The following is a 14,229-nucleotide window of genomic DNA, read 5'->3' as shown; positions in this document are numbered from 1 at the left end:
CGTTAAAACTTCATCTTCGGTTTCAAAAAAACATAAAAAAATGTAAAATGAATTTGCCAGGAAGAAAGGAAGTGCTCATTTTGGGCAACCAAGTCATTAAACTATCAACCGCATCACAAGAAAAATTAAAAAATCTGTATCATAAGTATGCTGTCACGCCACCACCATATGCGACATTCAGTGCAAAGACACCCGGATTTGTTGTGACGATTTACCAGTCGGGTAAAGTGATGTTCCAAGGAAAAGATGCTGAGACCGAGGCAGTCAAATGGGGAACGCCAGCCGAGAAGAAAAAAGCATCCGCACCAAACACGATATTGCCTGAAGGATTTTCAGATTGGTCAGTCATCGGAAGCGATGAAGTCGGAAAAGGAGATTATTTCGGACCGCTCGTGGTCGTGTCAGCATTTGTCTCACGCAATCAAATCGCTCTCGTCAAAGAACTCGGTGTCAAAGACTCGAAACAGTTATCTGACCCGGAAATTATCCGCATCGCCAGAGATTTGCACGCCACGATTCCTTATCAGAAAGCTACGCTTCATAATTCAACCTACAACAAGATGCAACGGACAATGACGCAAGGGAAGATAACCGCAATTGCCCATAATGCTGCGCTTCATGCATTGATTGAAAAACTCGAACAAAAACCTGATGCCATTTTAATCGACCAGTTTGCTGAAAAACCGGTTTACTATCAACACCTGCGATCAGAACACGATGTCGTTCGCGATGATGTTTACTTTTCAACGAAAGCTGAAGGTCTTCACGTCTCGGTCGCAGCCGCTTCGATTTTAGCTCGTGCATTCTTCTTAAAAGAGATGGACAAGTTAAGTAAACAAGTCGGTGTCACTCTCCCCAAAGGAGCAGGCGCCAAAGTCGATCAAGTGGCCGCAAAAATCATCCAACGTCATGGCCAAGACTATTTACAAAAGATTGCCAAAGTCCATTTTGCAAATACAAAAAAAGCAATCAACTTGAACGAACGTCGCTTGTAGAGGTACAGCATCAAATATGATATACTCATTTTACGGTTAAATGAACTTAAAATTTTTGGAGGATAGCGTTCATGTTGCATTATAAAACCTATACGATTAGTGATGACCATCCTTGGGTCATCTTCATACACGGCGCCGGTGGAAGTTTGTCACATTGGTATCGTCAACTTCGCCCATTCCGTAAAAAATATAATGTGTTACTCGTCGATTTGCGTGGTCATGGTGGTTCTTATGATGAGGAACAATCGCTTAATCAACCCTTGAACGCCTATACATTTGATGTCGTTGCAAAAGATGTAATCGAAGTCATGGACCACTTAGATATCGAGAAAGGTCACATGGTCGGTCTCTCTTTAGGGACGATTGTGATTCAAGCGATGTTCGAACATTATCCGGATCGCATCGCTTCAGTCATCCTCGGAGGAGCGATCGTCAAATTCAATGTCCGCTCCACGATGCTCATCCGTCTCGGCAGTCTCGTCCAAAATTTCGTCCCTTATATGTGGTTATACAAGTTATTTGCGTGGATTTTACTTCCTAAAAAACGTCATAAAAAATCACGGATGATGTTCGTTCGCGACGCAGCGAACTTGTGTCAGCGTGAATTTATCCGTTGGTTCAAGATGACGGAAAATATCAACCCATTATTGAATCAGTTCACATCGATACAAACGAACGTACCGATTCTGTATATAATGGGGGACGAGGACTATATGTTCCTCGAAGCTGTCGAACGAACGGCAAAACATCAGCCTACGGCAAATGTTGAGATTGTTACAGATTCTGGACATGTCGTAAACGTAGATCAGCCCGATCAATTCAATACATTGTCGATGAACTTTATCGATGATCAGATTCAAGCACTCTCGTTAAAAATGAGCTAATATGGACGAAGTTCGGTAACCTCGCACTCGAAATCCAATAAAATAAGGAGCGTTGTCACATGTGGACAACGCTCCTTATTTTTTATGCTCGTAGTTCAGCCCCGTGCTCAGCACGTACTGCCTCAACGATCGTTTCATATGTTGCCGTTACTTCTTCGTCTTGTAACGTTCTTGACGGGTCTTGGAACTTGAGTGAGAAGGCAATCGACTTCTCATCCTCTCCAACATTCTCACCTGTATAAACGTCAAACAAGACGAGGTCAATCAAGAGTGGCCCAGCCGCTTGGCGGATCGTTTGTTCCACTGTCCCAGCCGGAATCGCACGTGGTAAGACGAGTGCCAAGTCTCGTGAAATCGATGGATACCGTGGTACGTCTTGATAAAGAAGCGTTTCGTCCCCGCGAAGTGCTAACAGGTCGAGTTCGAATACATACACTTCTTTCATACCGTAGACGTCTTTCGAAGTTCCTGGATGTACTTGTCCAACATATCCGATGACCTCTCCGTTCATCAAGATGTTCGCCGTACGGCCTGGGTGCATATCGGGCATCGCTACGGCCTCATACGTGACATCAAGGCGAAGCGTTTGGACTAACGTATCGACAATCCCTTTTGCGACGAAATAGTCAACCGGGACCCGTGTTCCTTGCGAACGATGGTCCATCCAAAGACCTGTGACAACGCCAGCCACTCTTTCTTTTTCACGCGGTAACGTATCGCCATGCTCCGTGTAGACTCGTCCCGTCTCGTACAGTGTGACGTTCGATTGTTGACGCGCCGTGTTATAACGTGCCGTCTCCAACAACCCTGGAACGAGCGACGTACGAAGGACAGAGCGCTCTTCACTCATCGGCATCGCCAGACGAACAAGCTGACTGGCTTCTCCTCCGAAGCGTGTCGCATGTGCCTCACTCGTTAACGAGTAAGTGATGGCTTGTGATAAGCCGACACCTTGCAACAAGCGACGTGTCTGTCTGCGCAATCCGTTGATTGCTGGCAAGTAGCCTTTCGATTGAGAGGCAGGTAACGTCGACGGGAGACTATCATATCCGTATAGACGCGCCACTTCTTCTGTAATGTCAGCCGGAAGTTCTAAGTCCGGACGACGTGAAGGAATGTGAACCGTCAACACGTCATCCCCTTCTGTCGTGAGACCGAGACGCTCCAGGATTTGAACAATCGTCTGACGATCGAGTGACATTCCTAAGCGCTTATTGATATAGTCAATCGACACTTCGATTTGGCGGGCACGTGATTCTGCTTCACCCGAACGTACCGCATCTTGAATGGTCCCTCCACTGAGTTCCACAATCAATTGCGCAGCGCGGTCAAGCGCGAGCATGACACGTTCTGGGTCTATCCCTTTTTCGAAGCGAGCACTTGAATCTGAACGAAGACCGAGCGTACGGCTTGTCTTACGAACGGATGCCGAATCAAAGTATGCTGACTCTAGGACGATATCTGTCGTTTTGGCATCCACTTCTGTGTTGGCACCACCCATGACGCCTGCGATTGCGACCGGGGCTTGCCCGTCCGTGATGACCATCATCGATGAATCAAGCGTGCGTGTCACGTCGTCAAGTGTGATTATCTCTTCTCCATTTTCAGCTTGACGGACCACAATCGAGTTGCCGAGTTTTTTCGCATCGAATGCGTGAAGCGGCTGCCCGATTTCAAGCATCACATAGTTCGTCACATCGACAATGTTGTTGATTGGACGGACACCTTCTGCAATCAAGATGTTTTTTAGCCATTGTGGCGATTCTGAAATCGTTACTCCTTTCACTTCACGAGCTGCATAGTACGGACAGTTCGGTGTAGCGAGTTCGATGGACACATCAGATGGTGATGACGATGTGACATCTGCTGTCGGCAACGTGTATGGACGTTCCAAGATGGCCGCAACCTCATGAATGATTCCATAAAGGCTCAAGCAATCTGAACGGTTCGGAGTCAAACCGAGTTCGATGACCTCATCGTTCAAGTCTAGTAAATCGAGTACATCCGCACCGACTTGTACAGATTCACGGAATGTATGAATCCCGTCCTGCTCGTCTTCCCGAATTTGTTTCTTCTCGAATCCAAGCTCCTCGAGTGAACAAATCATCCCTTGTGATTCGACACCACGAAGTTTGGCTTTTTTTATTTTAAGTCCTGGTAAGCGCGCGCCAATTTTGGCCACGATCACATGTTGCTCTTCGCGTACGTTCGGTGCACCGCAGACGATTTGAACAGGGTCACATTCCCCGATGTCTACTTTCGTCACATTTAATTTATCTGCTTCTGGATGTTTCTCACATGAAAGGACACGACCGACGACGATACCAGAAAGTCCCTCTCCGCGATTCGTCACACTTTCGACTTCAATCCCGTTCTTCGTGATCAAGTCACCGAGCGCTTCTCCGCTTAAATCGGATACATCAATATATTGATTCAACCATTTTTTTGAAAGTAACATCTGTCTTCCTCCTTAGAATTGCTCGATAAAACGTAAGTCATTTGTGTAGAAATGGCGGATGTCATCGACACCGTGTTTGAGCATCGCCATACGCTCAACCCCGATTCCGAATGCGAATCCTGACACAATTGATGAGTCATAGCCGGCCATCTCTAGTACATGTGGGTGGACCATCCCGCCTCCAAGAATTTCAATCCATCCGGTTCCTTTACAGACGTTACAGCCTTTCCCACCACATTTGAAGCAAGAGATATCCACTTCGACCGATGGTTCCGTGAACGGGAAGAAGCTCGGACGGAGACGAATCTCGCGCGCTTCACCGAATAACTGCTTCACGAATACTTCAAGCGTCCCTTTTAAATCTGCCATCGAGATGGATTCATCGACAACGAGTCCTTCGATTTGCATGAACTGATGCGAATGCGTCGCATCGTCCTCATCACGACGATACACTTTGCCTGGGCAAATGATACGAATTGGCTTCCCGTTCGCCTCTAACATCGTCCGAGCCTGCACAGGTGACGTATGGGTACGGAGCAACGTCTCCTCCGTGATGTAGAACGAGTCTTGCATGTCTCGTGCCGGGTGGTCTTTTGGTAAATTGAGCATTTCAAAATTGTAAAGATCTGTCTCGACTTCAGGACCTTCTGCGATTGTATACCCGAGTCCAACGAACAAGTCTTCCATTTCGTCGATGATTTGTTGTAAGAGATGACTTTGTCCAGGAGTCGATGTACGCCCTGGAAGTGTTACGTCAAGCGTTTCCGCTTTTAGTTTCTCTTCGAGTTCAATCGCCTTCACTTCTTCAATTCGAGCATCTAGTGTGCTTTGAATCGCTGTACGAACTGTATTGGCCAACTCACCGATGACAGGACGTTCCTCAGCAGATAACTTGCCCATACCACGAAGTACCTCAGTCATCGGTCCTTTTTTACCTAAATACTTGATACGGACATCATTTAATGATTTTTGTGTGGATGCCTGTTTGATTTCTTCTAACGCTTCCACCTGTAACTGTTCTAATTGTTCTTTCATGTGTTTGCTTCCTCCTCTACATAAAAAAGTCCCTTCAGTCGTTGACTGAAGGGACGAATCATCGCGGTACCACCCTACTTGGCCAATTCATGGCCCACTTGAACAGCATCGATATCGTGATGCCAAACCGGTGTTGTCTCCAACACGACTCCAGAGTGAATTCAGCGACGAATCCGGCAAAGGCTCTCAGTCACGGCCATTGCTCCCTGAACGGAATCGGTCATTCGCTTACTATGTTCTTTCAACGTCATATCCTATTCATCGATGTGTTTAACCTATCACGTTTTTCACGCGCTGACAAGATTATTGTAACGCGATGCGATACATTAAAATACCGGCAGCGACCGCTGCATTGAGCGATTCTGCGTCACCGAGCACCGGAATATGCACACGGGTGTCACAGAGTGACAACACATCATTGTGCACACCTTGCGCCTCGTTCCCGATGACTAGGGCCACCTTGTCTTCGAATGCAACTTGTTCATACGATGTCGCTTTTGAGAGGGCTGTCCCATATACGTGGAATCCATCCTCTTTCAGCTCGGGCAATTTTTCAAGCAAGTCGACCGAGGTCACGTTCACGTGAAACAAGGACCCTTGTGTGGCGCGTACAACTTTAGCGTTGAACGGATCGACCGTCCCTTTCCCGAGTAACACCGTATCGAACCCGGCAGCATCTGCCGTCCGAATCATCGTACCGAGATTACCCGGGTCTTGTACTCGGTCTAATACGAGTACTTTCTTCATCTTCCGTTCAACCGGTGTCATCTTGACAACGGCAAACACACCTTGTGTCTTCTCCGTTTCTGAAAGAAGGTCGGCGACGTGATCGGATAACTCGAGAACCGGCATATCTTCTAGTCGCCACGTTCCTTTTGGTGCATACGACTCAGCCATGATGAGTTGAACGAGTCGACCGGCACGAATGGCCTCATCTACTAAATGTTCTCCTTCTACAAGGAATTGACCCGTTTCTTGACGACCCTTTTTTGTCATGAGTCGTTTTAATCGCTTAATCGTCTCGCTCTTCGTAGACGTAATCTTCGTCATATTATCCCTCTTTCAACCATTGGACCGTCTCGTGGTCTAAACGTTTCGTCAATGCGACGACGAGTTGTACGGCTGCCTCGTAATCATCTTGATGGATGATTGACACGTTCGTGTGTAAATAGCGGACCGGCACTGTCAATGCGATGGTTGGCATCCCGATTCCAGAAAGGTGGAATCGCCCAGCATCCGTTCCGCCACCTGGCGTTAAGTCCAATTGATACTTAATGTCTTGCTCTTTGGCCACGTCAACGATGAGATCGACAAGGCGTGGGTTCGTTATAGTAGTCGCATCAAAGAAGATGACTTGAACCCCGTCACCAAGTTTTGATAAGCCTTCTGCTTGCGTCATTCCTGGCGTATCACTTGGAATGCCCGTATCGACTGCGATTGCTACATCTGGTTGAATCAAGTTAGCCGCCGTTACGGCTCCACGTAATCCGACTTCTTCTTGTACGGTTGCCCCTGTATAGACGACACCTGGGAACGATTCTTCTTTCAACCGTTTCGCAGCTTCAATCGCAATCGCGCATCCAATGCGGTTATCCCATGCTTTTGCCATCAAGAAGTTTTCATTTTTCATGACTGTGAATTCACAATGTGGAACGACTATGTCACCCGGACGAATTCCCCATTCAGCTACTTCGTCTTTAGACGTTGCTCCGATGTCTAAGAACATATCTTTGATTTCAACCGGCTTTTTACGTGCTTCAGGCGGAAGCACATGCGGTGGTTTCGCACCGATCACTCCTGGAATTTTTTCACCAGCACGTGTCACGACATTCATTCGCTGTGCTAAGAGAACTTGGTTCCACCAGCCACCGAGCGCCTGGAAACGAAGGAAACCGCCTTCTTCCACACGCGTCACCATAAAGCCGACTTCATCCATATGACCCGCAATCATGACACGCGGACCTTCAGCGTCTCCTGTCACTTGTCCAAACAGACTGCCGAGCCCATCCTGTTCAAACGACTCGACATGCGGCTCGAGGTATTCACGCATCAATTGACGAACTTCCCCCTCATTTCCCGGGACTCCCGTCGCATCCGTCAAACGCTTTAACATATGTAACGATTCATTCATACCCATCCGCTCCTTTATATTAATATCCTTGATTTTGTCGCTCATGGTTTACTTCGTTTTTATTCATGTACGCCATTAATATGAGTTGCTCATTAAAACCGAGTGTATAACCAAGTTCAAGATAAGCTGCCATCAGCGTCTCGTACATGGCTTCTGTTTTCGAAAGACCAAAGTTCGTCACTTTTCGATAAATATCTAAAAAAGCATCAGTCGCATCAAGATATGAGCTTCCTGCAGGAAAGACGTCTCGTTCATATCCGAGCGCAAGTCCAAGTGATAATAAGAAATGAATACCGTCCACATATTCTTCTAAGATCACATCTTGAGGCGACGGTCCTTTCTTCGACCAAAACTTAAAGCTACGTGTTTCGTTAGCCAGTTCACCGAGCTCGACAAGCAGCGCCACTAACCGTTCATCGAATTGATTACCGGTTAATCCATGTTGTTCTTTGATCCGCTCGTCTAATTCGCGCTGTCGATCAAACAATGTTGTCCAGTTCACCGGATGTTCCTCCCCTATTTCAACTTATAGCAGTACTAAAATCATTAAAGACCAGCCCACCGCTAAAATCAATACTTGTAATTGGAGCAATTTTGGGGCATGAACAGTCTTTTTGCGAGTCAAATGAAGACCGAACAAGGCACCAATGGCTCCTCCCGCATAAGCGTATAGTACGTTGAAATCGCCATTGCCGTGCGTATACCGTTTGGCTTGGATATAGGTGTATATGTTCAAGACGATGAGCGCAATTGCAACGATTGCCACAATCGATTGATTCATAAACGTTCCTCCTTCTCTTCATTCTAAAAAATTTTTAAGAAAAAAGAAAGCGCCGAGAGAGTGTCTCGGCGCTGTCGATTGAACGATTACGCGTTCAATTTTGATTTAGCTGTTTCAGCGAGTGACGCGAATGCCTGTGCATCTGTCACAGCAAGCTCAGCAAGCATCTTACGGTTGATGTCGATTCCTGCAAGCTTGAGGCCGTGCATCATACGGCTGTATGAGAGACCGTTTGTACGTGCTGCCGCATTGATACGTGTGATCCAAAGACGACGGAAATCACGTTTCTTTTGACGACGGTCACGGTAAGCGTACATGAGTGATTTCATGACCTGTTGTTTTGCTACTTTAAATAGAATGTGTTTCGAACCAAAGTATCCTTTGGCAAGTTTAATTTGCTTTTTACGACGTTGACGAGTCGTATAACCGCCTTTTACGCGTGGCATATGGATTCCCTCCTAAATTGTTTCTGTATTACTTCGCGATCATGTTGCGAATGCGTTTGAAGTCTCCAGCTGATACGATAGCGCCTTTACGGAGCTTACGTTTCGCTTTAGTCGATTTGTTCGCGAACAAGTGACTAGTGTAAGCGTGTGAACGCTTGAGTTTACCTGATGCTGTACGTTTGAAACGTTTTGAAGCACCGCGGTGCGATTTCATTTTCGGCATGAGTATTTCCTCCCCACTGAGAATCGATGATTAATCTTCTTTGTTCGGAGCCAGCACTAAGAACATGCTGCGTCCTTCCATCTTCGGCTTTTGTTCAACTGTTGCCAAATCGGCACATTCCACTGCCATTTTGTCCAAAACACGTTTCCCGATTTCCGAGTGTGTGATGGCACGTCCGCGGAAACGAATCGAAGCCTTCACTTTATTTCCTTTTTCAAGGAACTTGCGTGCGTTACGCAATTTTGTTTGGAAATCGTTGTCCTCGATTGTTGGACTGAGACGTACTTCTTTCATTTGGATAACTTTTTGGTTTTTACGCGCTTCTTTCTCCTTTTTCTGGAGTTCGAAACGGTACTTCCCGTAATCCATAATTTTAGCGACCGGTGGATTTGCTTTATCCGCGACTAAGACCAAGTCTAGTTCCGCTTCTTCAGCTAAACGTAACGCATCGTTACGTGATTGTACACCGAGTTGTGCACCGTCTGCGCCAATGAGACGTACTTCACGGGCACGAATGTTTTCGTTGATAAAGAGCTCTTTGCTAATGGTTAGCACCTCCATCGTGCAATTGCACGAGATTTAGATTGACAAGACAACATGGCAATAAAAAAAGCGTCGGCAGTTTCCCACCCACACATCAGTTGAGGTCATAAAACGGCACACGACGCCGAATGAACCAAGAACTTGATGGACCTGCCTGATGACTCTCAGACGAGGTGAAAAGCGGGTGCTTCTACTTTGTTGTTTTTAATCACTATGTCATCTTAGCACTAGCAGGAAAAGATGTCAAGATGTCGCGCATGAATAATTGGTAGCTCACACTTTTATGATGATACCAGTCATTCTCTCGTTTCGCAATACCTTTTCAAAGGGAATAATCAAATATCAAAGGAGGGATTTACATGAATTGGCGAAAAGACGTCTCGCGAGAACATGACTATCACGAGCAAGTTCAGCAGATTGTCAGTAAAACAATGCAAGCACACGGCTTAGAGAACGAAAAATTGCAAGCTGTATTAACGGACTTATTAGAAGAAATGAATCGTATCACATTGAAAATCGTCGATGATCACGAGTCGGCACAAAATTATATTCATAAACGGTGGTATTAAAAAAGGGCAACGCCCTTTTTTTAATACCCTTTAGTTCGTGAGCGATTTGAAGAAGTTACTGATTGCCTCAAACAAACGAGCAAAGAATCCTTTTACTTCTTCTTGCTCGAGGAAAGCCTGAACGTCTTGTCCCGCATCTTTCAATCCATTACTGATTGATGACCAATCTAAATTTGCTTGTTGCATATTCTCGAACAGGGTTGTCAATTGATCGAGCTGCCCTTCAGATAGCTGAACGTTATTTTGATTCAATACTTGAATGACGATGTCACGAATCTCAACATTGGTCTCCGGCATTTGGTTCGCGATTTCAGCCTTAATGTCATTCATGAGACCGGCCACATCCTCTTGACCGACCGTCTTACCGATTTCAGACGTGACCGCAAGTTCTTCTTGCGCGAGCTCTTTTCGTTCATCAGACAATTTGATCCCCGTTTCGGCCGCAGTTTGGTCATACGCCTTCATGATTCCTGTCAATGCGGACGTACCCGTCACGTTAATTGGCGACGTGATATAGATATCCGCATCCGTTACACCAGCTGTGACAAGGGCGTTCGCATACATATCTTTCGTGACCCACGTCACATTCTCCGTTTGAATATCGAGGCCGGTCCCATCTGTCAATTTGATTCGGGCCGAAGAATACATGCCGCCCCCACGTTGCGCCTGTGGGACGGAGTCTCCTAAATATTTCTCTTCATCCGCGGCAGTCGCGATAATCGGTTCGATTCCTTCTGGTGCTTCCATGCGCTCAAGTACCCATTTCTCTTGTTCTGAAGATAAAGATTCACCAAGCGTCACAATCGTGTCGTTGACGATCGCTTCCGCCCCGACTTTCGGAAGCGCACCCGTAAAGACGATGGTCCCGATGGTAAGTGCCAATACCGGCTTCATATAATTCATCAATTATCACTCCTTATGTTTACGATACGTGTAGATGACCAAATACACATCCGTCTATAGACCGAAAAAAACCACCTTTCTGGTTGGAAAGGTGGTCCCTCACTTAGCGTGAACGATTCGCAATCTCTTCTGTGAGCGATGCGATGAATTCATCAAGTGACGCAGAAACTTGTTCCTGCTGACCGTAGCGGCGAATGTTGACCGCACGTTCATCACGCTCTTTGTCTCCAAGAACGAGCGTCATCGGAATCTTCTTCATTTGTGCTTCGCGAATCTTATAGCCGAGTTTTTCGTCACGGAGATCCGTTTCGACACGGACGCCACGTTTGACGAGTTCTGCCTTCACTTCAGCGACGTATTCGTCGTGAACATGCGAGACAGGAATCAATTTCACTTGAACCGGTGCAAGCCACGTTGGGAATGCACCTTTGTATTCTTCAATCAAGTATGCAACAAAACGTTCCATCGTCGAGACGACACCCCGGTGCAATACGATCGGACGGTGGTCTTTCCCGTCCGGACCAGTGTACGTTAAATCAAAACGTTCTGGAAGTAAGAAGTCGAGTTGGACAGTCGAGAGTGTCTCTTCCTTCCCGAGCGCCGTACGTACTTGTACATCAAGTTTCGGTCCGTAGAATGCCGCTTCTCCTTCTGCCTCGAAGTACGGAAGCTCAAGCTCGTCCATCGTCTCTTTCAATTGGCTCTGCGCCATCTCCCAAATCGCATCGTTATCGAAGTACTTCTCTTTATCGGCGGGATCGCGATACGAGAGACGGAAACGATAATCTTTAATACCGAAATCAGCATATACTTCTTGAATCAAATGAACGATGTCTTTAAACTCCTGTTTCATCTGTTCTGGTGTGACAAACGTATGCCCATCATTCAAGACCATGTAACGGACACGTTGTAATCCTGTGAGTGCTCCAGACATCTCATAACGGTGCATTCCCCCGAGCTCAGCGATACGGAGTGGGAGTTCACGGTACGAACGTGGCTCGTGTTTGTAGATCGTCATATGATGCGGGCAGTTCATCGGACGAAGGACGAGTTCTTCGTTGTCCATCTCCATTTTCGGGAACATGTCATCTTGGTAGTGGTCCCAGTGCCCAGAAGTCTTATACAAGTCTACCGAACCGAGAACCGGCGTGTACACGTGTTGATATCCGAGTTCAAGTTCTTTATCGACGATATAGCGTTCAACCGTACGGCGAATCGCTGCTCCTTTCGGAAGCCACATTGGAAGACCTTGACCTACTTCTTGTGAGACGAAGAAAAGGTCGAGTTCCTTTCCGAGTTTACGATGATCGCGCTCTTTCGCTTCTTCAAGAAGACGCAAGTGTTCTGCGAGTTGTTCTTTCGTCGCCCAAGCCGTTCCATAAATACGCTGTAGCATCTTGTTGTCAGAGTCACCACGCCAGTATGCACCGGCCACGCTCATCAATTTAAAGATTTTCAACTTCGAAGTCGATGGGACGTGTGGCCCTCGGCAAAGGTCGAAGAATTCACCTTGATGATAAATTGTGAGTGTCTCCTCAGCTGGAATGTCTTCAATCAATTCGATCTTAAGTGGATCTCCGAGCTCTTTATAACGAGCGAGCGCCTCATCGCGAGAGACAACTTCACGTGTAATCTCTAAGTTTTCATCGACGATGCGTTTCATCATTTTTTCAATCTCAGGAAGGTCTTCCTCGTTGATTCGACGGTCCATTTCGATATCGTAATAGAATCCGTTCTCAATTGTTGGACCGATTCCAAAATAGATATTGTTGTCTTCCCCATACAGACGCTTGATTGCCTGTGCCATCAAGTGTGCTGAAGAGTGACGCATCAAATCGAGCCCATCTTCTGAATCTGGCATGACGAGTTCGATTTTTCCGTCATGTTCAATCGGGCGACGGTAATCAATGAGTTTCCCGTCAATCTTTGCTGCGATTGCTTTTTTACGAAGTCCCGGGCTGATTGAGCCTGCGACGTCTTCTGCTGTGATACCGGCCTCAAACTCCTTTACGGCGCCATCTGGAAATGCTAATTGAATCATGTACATCTTGTCCCCTCTCAAAAAAGAATATAAAAAAAGCCCATCCCTCAAAAAGGGACGAGCTTTGATTCTCGTGGTACCACCCTCGTTCCCAAGCAATATGCTTGGCTCGAACACACGATAACGAGTGTGAATCGCCGCACGATTAGCCCGTACGGTGCTCGGAGGGAGTAAATACATCGTCGTCGTTAGGAAGCTTGCACCGCCCTTCCCTCGCTAAAACTCGTCTCAATGATTCATATCCTCTTCTATGCATCACTTATATGGTTCTTAGTATAGTCAACTCGGCCAATAAATACAATCCTTTACCGACGGCGATTTTCACCCTTTAGTTCAATTTGGGTCGTCGTCGTTGAAATCCGTTGCATGAGACGCTGCGCCTTCATTTTATTTTGCGCGGACCCATCGATTGAAAAATGTGTTTCAAGTTCTTCTCCACTAAAATTCGAACTATAGAGCGTCGGTAATCGATGCATCATTCGATATTGAAGAATGATCCCAAACAGCTCATCACGTACCCAAGGACTAATCGCCTCAGCCCCGATATCATCAATCAACAAAACAGGAACATGTTGAAACGATGTTAAAAACGAATCGAACGAGTCTGTGCGGATTTTCCGTTTCGCTTCTGATACAAAGCCAGGGGCGTGGACCAAAATCGTCTCGACATCCGCCACTTTCAACTCGTTGGCGATTGCTGCGAGTAGATACGTTTTTCCTACGCCGAAGCTTCCATGTAGATAGAGGCCGTTCACTTTTTGTCCCGACTTCATTCCCGTTACGAAGCGCATGGCTTCACGAAGTGCGATTTTACGTGCATCATCTGCCCAATCAAATGATTCGAAGCTCGCCTCGCGCACTTCCTCCGGCAAAAATAAACTCTTAAACTTCCGGTCCATCTCCTTTTGTCGTCTTGCTTGCCGATGGGCGACCGTTTCTTCATAACGAATCGCGATCTGCCCTAAATCGACATAAAGCACAGGTTGATGACCCGGGATGACAGCCTGTTCGTCGATGAACGTTTTGCCATCCATCTGTTCAGCATACTCACTCAGTTTCGTGAATCCGATTTCAATCGCTTTCTCCTCTAACTCAGGATGAGCGTTTAAAAAGGCAATCACACCCGGGTGATTTAAAGTTCGTTTGCGAATCGACTCATACGCCTCACGTACTTCTTTTCGATTCATCAACTGAGACAGCGACTGGTTGATTCGTTCCAT

The 14,229-nt window shown here is 46.6% G+C and carries 15 protein-coding genes; 3 read left to right on the top strand and 12 right to left on the bottom strand.

The genetic code is table 11. The annotated features are described in order from the left end of the window. Window positions 1-80 precede the first annotated feature (80 nt). Window positions 81-995, top strand: coding sequence for a ribonuclease HIII (gene rnhC / locus KNO96_RS00280; protein WP_214701802.1), 915 nt, complete (start codon window positions 81-83; stop codon window positions 993-995). A gap of 71 nt (window positions 996-1,066) precedes the next feature. Further along, window positions 1,067-1,879 carry an alpha/beta fold hydrolase gene (locus KNO96_RS00275; protein WP_026825632.1) on the top strand — a complete coding sequence of 271 codons (813 nt, stop codon included), beginning with the start codon at window positions 1,067-1,069 and terminating at the stop codon, window positions 1,877-1,879. Window positions 1,880-1,961: 82 nt separating this feature from the next. Here KNO96_RS00275 and pheT read toward each other — a convergent pair whose 3' ends face one another. The 9 genes from pheT to infC form a co-directional block, all read right to left on the bottom strand. After that, a complete protein-coding gene (gene pheT, locus KNO96_RS00270; protein ID WP_214701800.1) occupies window positions 1,962-4,337 on the bottom strand; it encodes a phenylalanine--tRNA ligase subunit beta in 2,376 nt (791 codons plus the stop codon). A gap of 12 nt (window positions 4,338-4,349) precedes the next feature. Beyond that, entirely contained in the window at window positions 4,350-5,372 is a 1,023-nt protein-coding gene (gene pheS, locus KNO96_RS00265; protein ID WP_026825630.1) for a phenylalanine--tRNA ligase subunit alpha, read from the bottom strand. Window positions 5,373-5,675: 303 nt separating this feature from the next. Next, window positions 5,676-6,422 (bottom strand): TrmH family RNA methyltransferase, encoded by a 747-nt coding sequence (locus tag KNO96_RS00260; protein ID WP_026825629.1) that lies wholly within the window; start codon window positions 6,420-6,422, stop codon window positions 5,676-5,678. A 1-nt stretch (window position 6,423) separates the two neighbouring features. Beyond that, entirely contained in the window at window positions 6,424-7,503 is a 1,080-nt protein-coding gene (locus KNO96_RS00255; RefSeq protein WP_214701798.1) for a M42 family metallopeptidase, read from the bottom strand. A gap of 19 nt (window positions 7,504-7,522) precedes the next feature. Beyond that, on the bottom strand, window positions 7,523-8,005 hold the full coding sequence (locus KNO96_RS00250) for a dUTP diphosphatase (protein WP_214701796.1): 483 nt from the start codon (window positions 8,003-8,005) through the stop codon (window positions 7,523-7,525). A gap of 24 nt (window positions 8,006-8,029) precedes the next feature. After that, a complete protein-coding gene (locus KNO96_RS00245; RefSeq protein ID WP_214699119.1) occupies window positions 8,030-8,284 on the bottom strand; it encodes a hypothetical protein in 255 nt (84 codons plus the stop codon). Window positions 8,285-8,370: 86 nt separating this feature from the next. Further along, entirely contained in the window at window positions 8,371-8,730 is a 360-nt protein-coding gene (gene rplT, locus KNO96_RS00240) for a 50S ribosomal protein L20 (RefSeq protein ID WP_012726696.1), read from the bottom strand. A 28-nt stretch (window positions 8,731-8,758) separates the two neighbouring features. Then, window positions 8,759-8,953 (bottom strand): 50S ribosomal protein L35, encoded by a 195-nt coding sequence (rpmI, locus tag KNO96_RS00235; protein WP_012726697.1) that lies wholly within the window; start codon window positions 8,951-8,953, stop codon window positions 8,759-8,761. A 30-nt stretch (window positions 8,954-8,983) separates the two neighbouring features. Then, window positions 8,984-9,514 (bottom strand): translation initiation factor IF-3, encoded by a 531-nt coding sequence (gene infC / locus KNO96_RS00230; RefSeq protein WP_034770961.1) that lies wholly within the window; start codon window positions 9,512-9,514, stop codon window positions 8,984-8,986. Window positions 9,515-9,855: 341 nt separating this feature from the next. Between infC and KNO96_RS00225 the strand changes: the two genes are divergently transcribed. Then, window positions 9,856-10,065, top strand: coding sequence for a hypothetical protein (locus KNO96_RS00225; RefSeq protein ID WP_214701795.1), 210 nt, complete (start codon window positions 9,856-9,858; stop codon window positions 10,063-10,065). Between the two features lie 30 nt (window positions 10,066-10,095). On the opposite strand, the gene KNO96_RS00220 is transcribed toward KNO96_RS00225, so the two are convergent. The 3 genes from KNO96_RS00220 to dnaI form a co-directional block, all read right to left on the bottom strand. Beyond that, a complete protein-coding gene (locus tag KNO96_RS00220) occupies window positions 10,096-10,968 on the bottom strand; it encodes a DUF1002 domain-containing protein (protein ID WP_214699121.1) in 873 nt (290 codons plus the stop codon). A gap of 103 nt (window positions 10,969-11,071) precedes the next feature. Continuing rightward, window positions 11,072-13,015: a threonine--tRNA ligase gene (gene thrS / locus KNO96_RS00215; protein WP_026825622.1), complete on the bottom strand. Its 1,944-nt coding sequence runs from the start codon at window positions 13,013-13,015 to the stop codon at window positions 11,072-11,074. A 299-nt stretch (window positions 13,016-13,314) separates the two neighbouring features. Next, a complete protein-coding gene (gene dnaI, locus KNO96_RS00210) occupies window positions 13,315-14,229 on the bottom strand; it encodes a primosomal protein DnaI (RefSeq protein WP_214699128.1) in 915 nt (304 codons plus the stop codon).

The organism is Exiguobacterium sp. s89, from assembly GCF_018617735.1.
Classification (GTDB): domain Bacteria; phylum Bacillota; class Bacilli; order Exiguobacteriales; family Exiguobacteriaceae; genus Exiguobacterium; species Exiguobacterium marinum.
The sequence above is the reverse complement of the archived record's forward strand: the minus strand, read 5'-3'. Positions and strand labels throughout refer to the sequence as shown.

Bases quoted from the DNA above. Each gene is read 5' to 3' on its own strand.
- KNO96_RS00275 (WP_026825632.1), top strand. From the start codon at position 1,067: ATGTTGCATTATAAAACCTATACGATTAGTGATGACCATCCTTGGGTC.
- infC (WP_034770961.1), bottom strand. From the start codon at position 9,514: ATGGAGGTGCTAACCATTAGCAAAGAGCTCTTTATCAACGAAAACATT.
- thrS (WP_026825622.1), bottom strand. From the start codon at position 13,015: ATGTACATGATTCAATTAGCATTTCCAGATGGCGCCGTAAAGGAGTTT.
- pheS (WP_026825630.1), bottom strand. From the start codon at position 5,372: ATGAAAGAACAATTAGAACAGTTACAGGTGGAAGCGTTAGAAGAAATC.
- KNO96_RS00260 (WP_026825629.1), bottom strand. From the start codon at position 6,422: ATGACGAAGATTACGTCTACGAAGAGCGAGACGATTAAGCGATTAAAA.
- rplT (WP_012726696.1), bottom strand. From the start codon at position 8,730: ATGCCACGCGTAAAAGGCGGTTATACGACTCGTCAACGTCGTAAAAAG.
- KNO96_RS00225 (WP_214701795.1), top strand. From the start codon at position 9,856: ATGAATTGGCGAAAAGACGTCTCGCGAGAACATGACTATCACGAGCAA.
- KNO96_RS00245 (WP_214699119.1), bottom strand. From the start codon at position 8,284: ATGAATCAATCGATTGTGGCAATCGTTGCAATTGCGCTCATCGTCTTG.
- KNO96_RS00255 (WP_214701798.1), bottom strand. From the start codon at position 7,503: ATGAATGAATCGTTACATATGTTAAAGCGTTTGACGGATGCGACGGGA.
- dnaI (WP_214699128.1), bottom strand. From the start codon at position 14,229: ATGGAACGAATCAACCAGTCGCTGTCTCAGTTGATGAATCGAAAAGAA.
- KNO96_RS00220 (WP_214699121.1), bottom strand. From the start codon at position 10,968: ATGAATTATATGAAGCCGGTATTGGCACTTACCATCGGGACCATCGTC.
- pheT (WP_214701800.1), bottom strand. From the start codon at position 4,337: ATGTTACTTTCAAAAAAATGGTTGAATCAATATATTGATGTATCCGAT.
- rpmI (WP_012726697.1), bottom strand. From the start codon at position 8,953: ATGCCGAAAATGAAATCGCACCGCGGTGCTTCAAAACGTTTCAAACGT.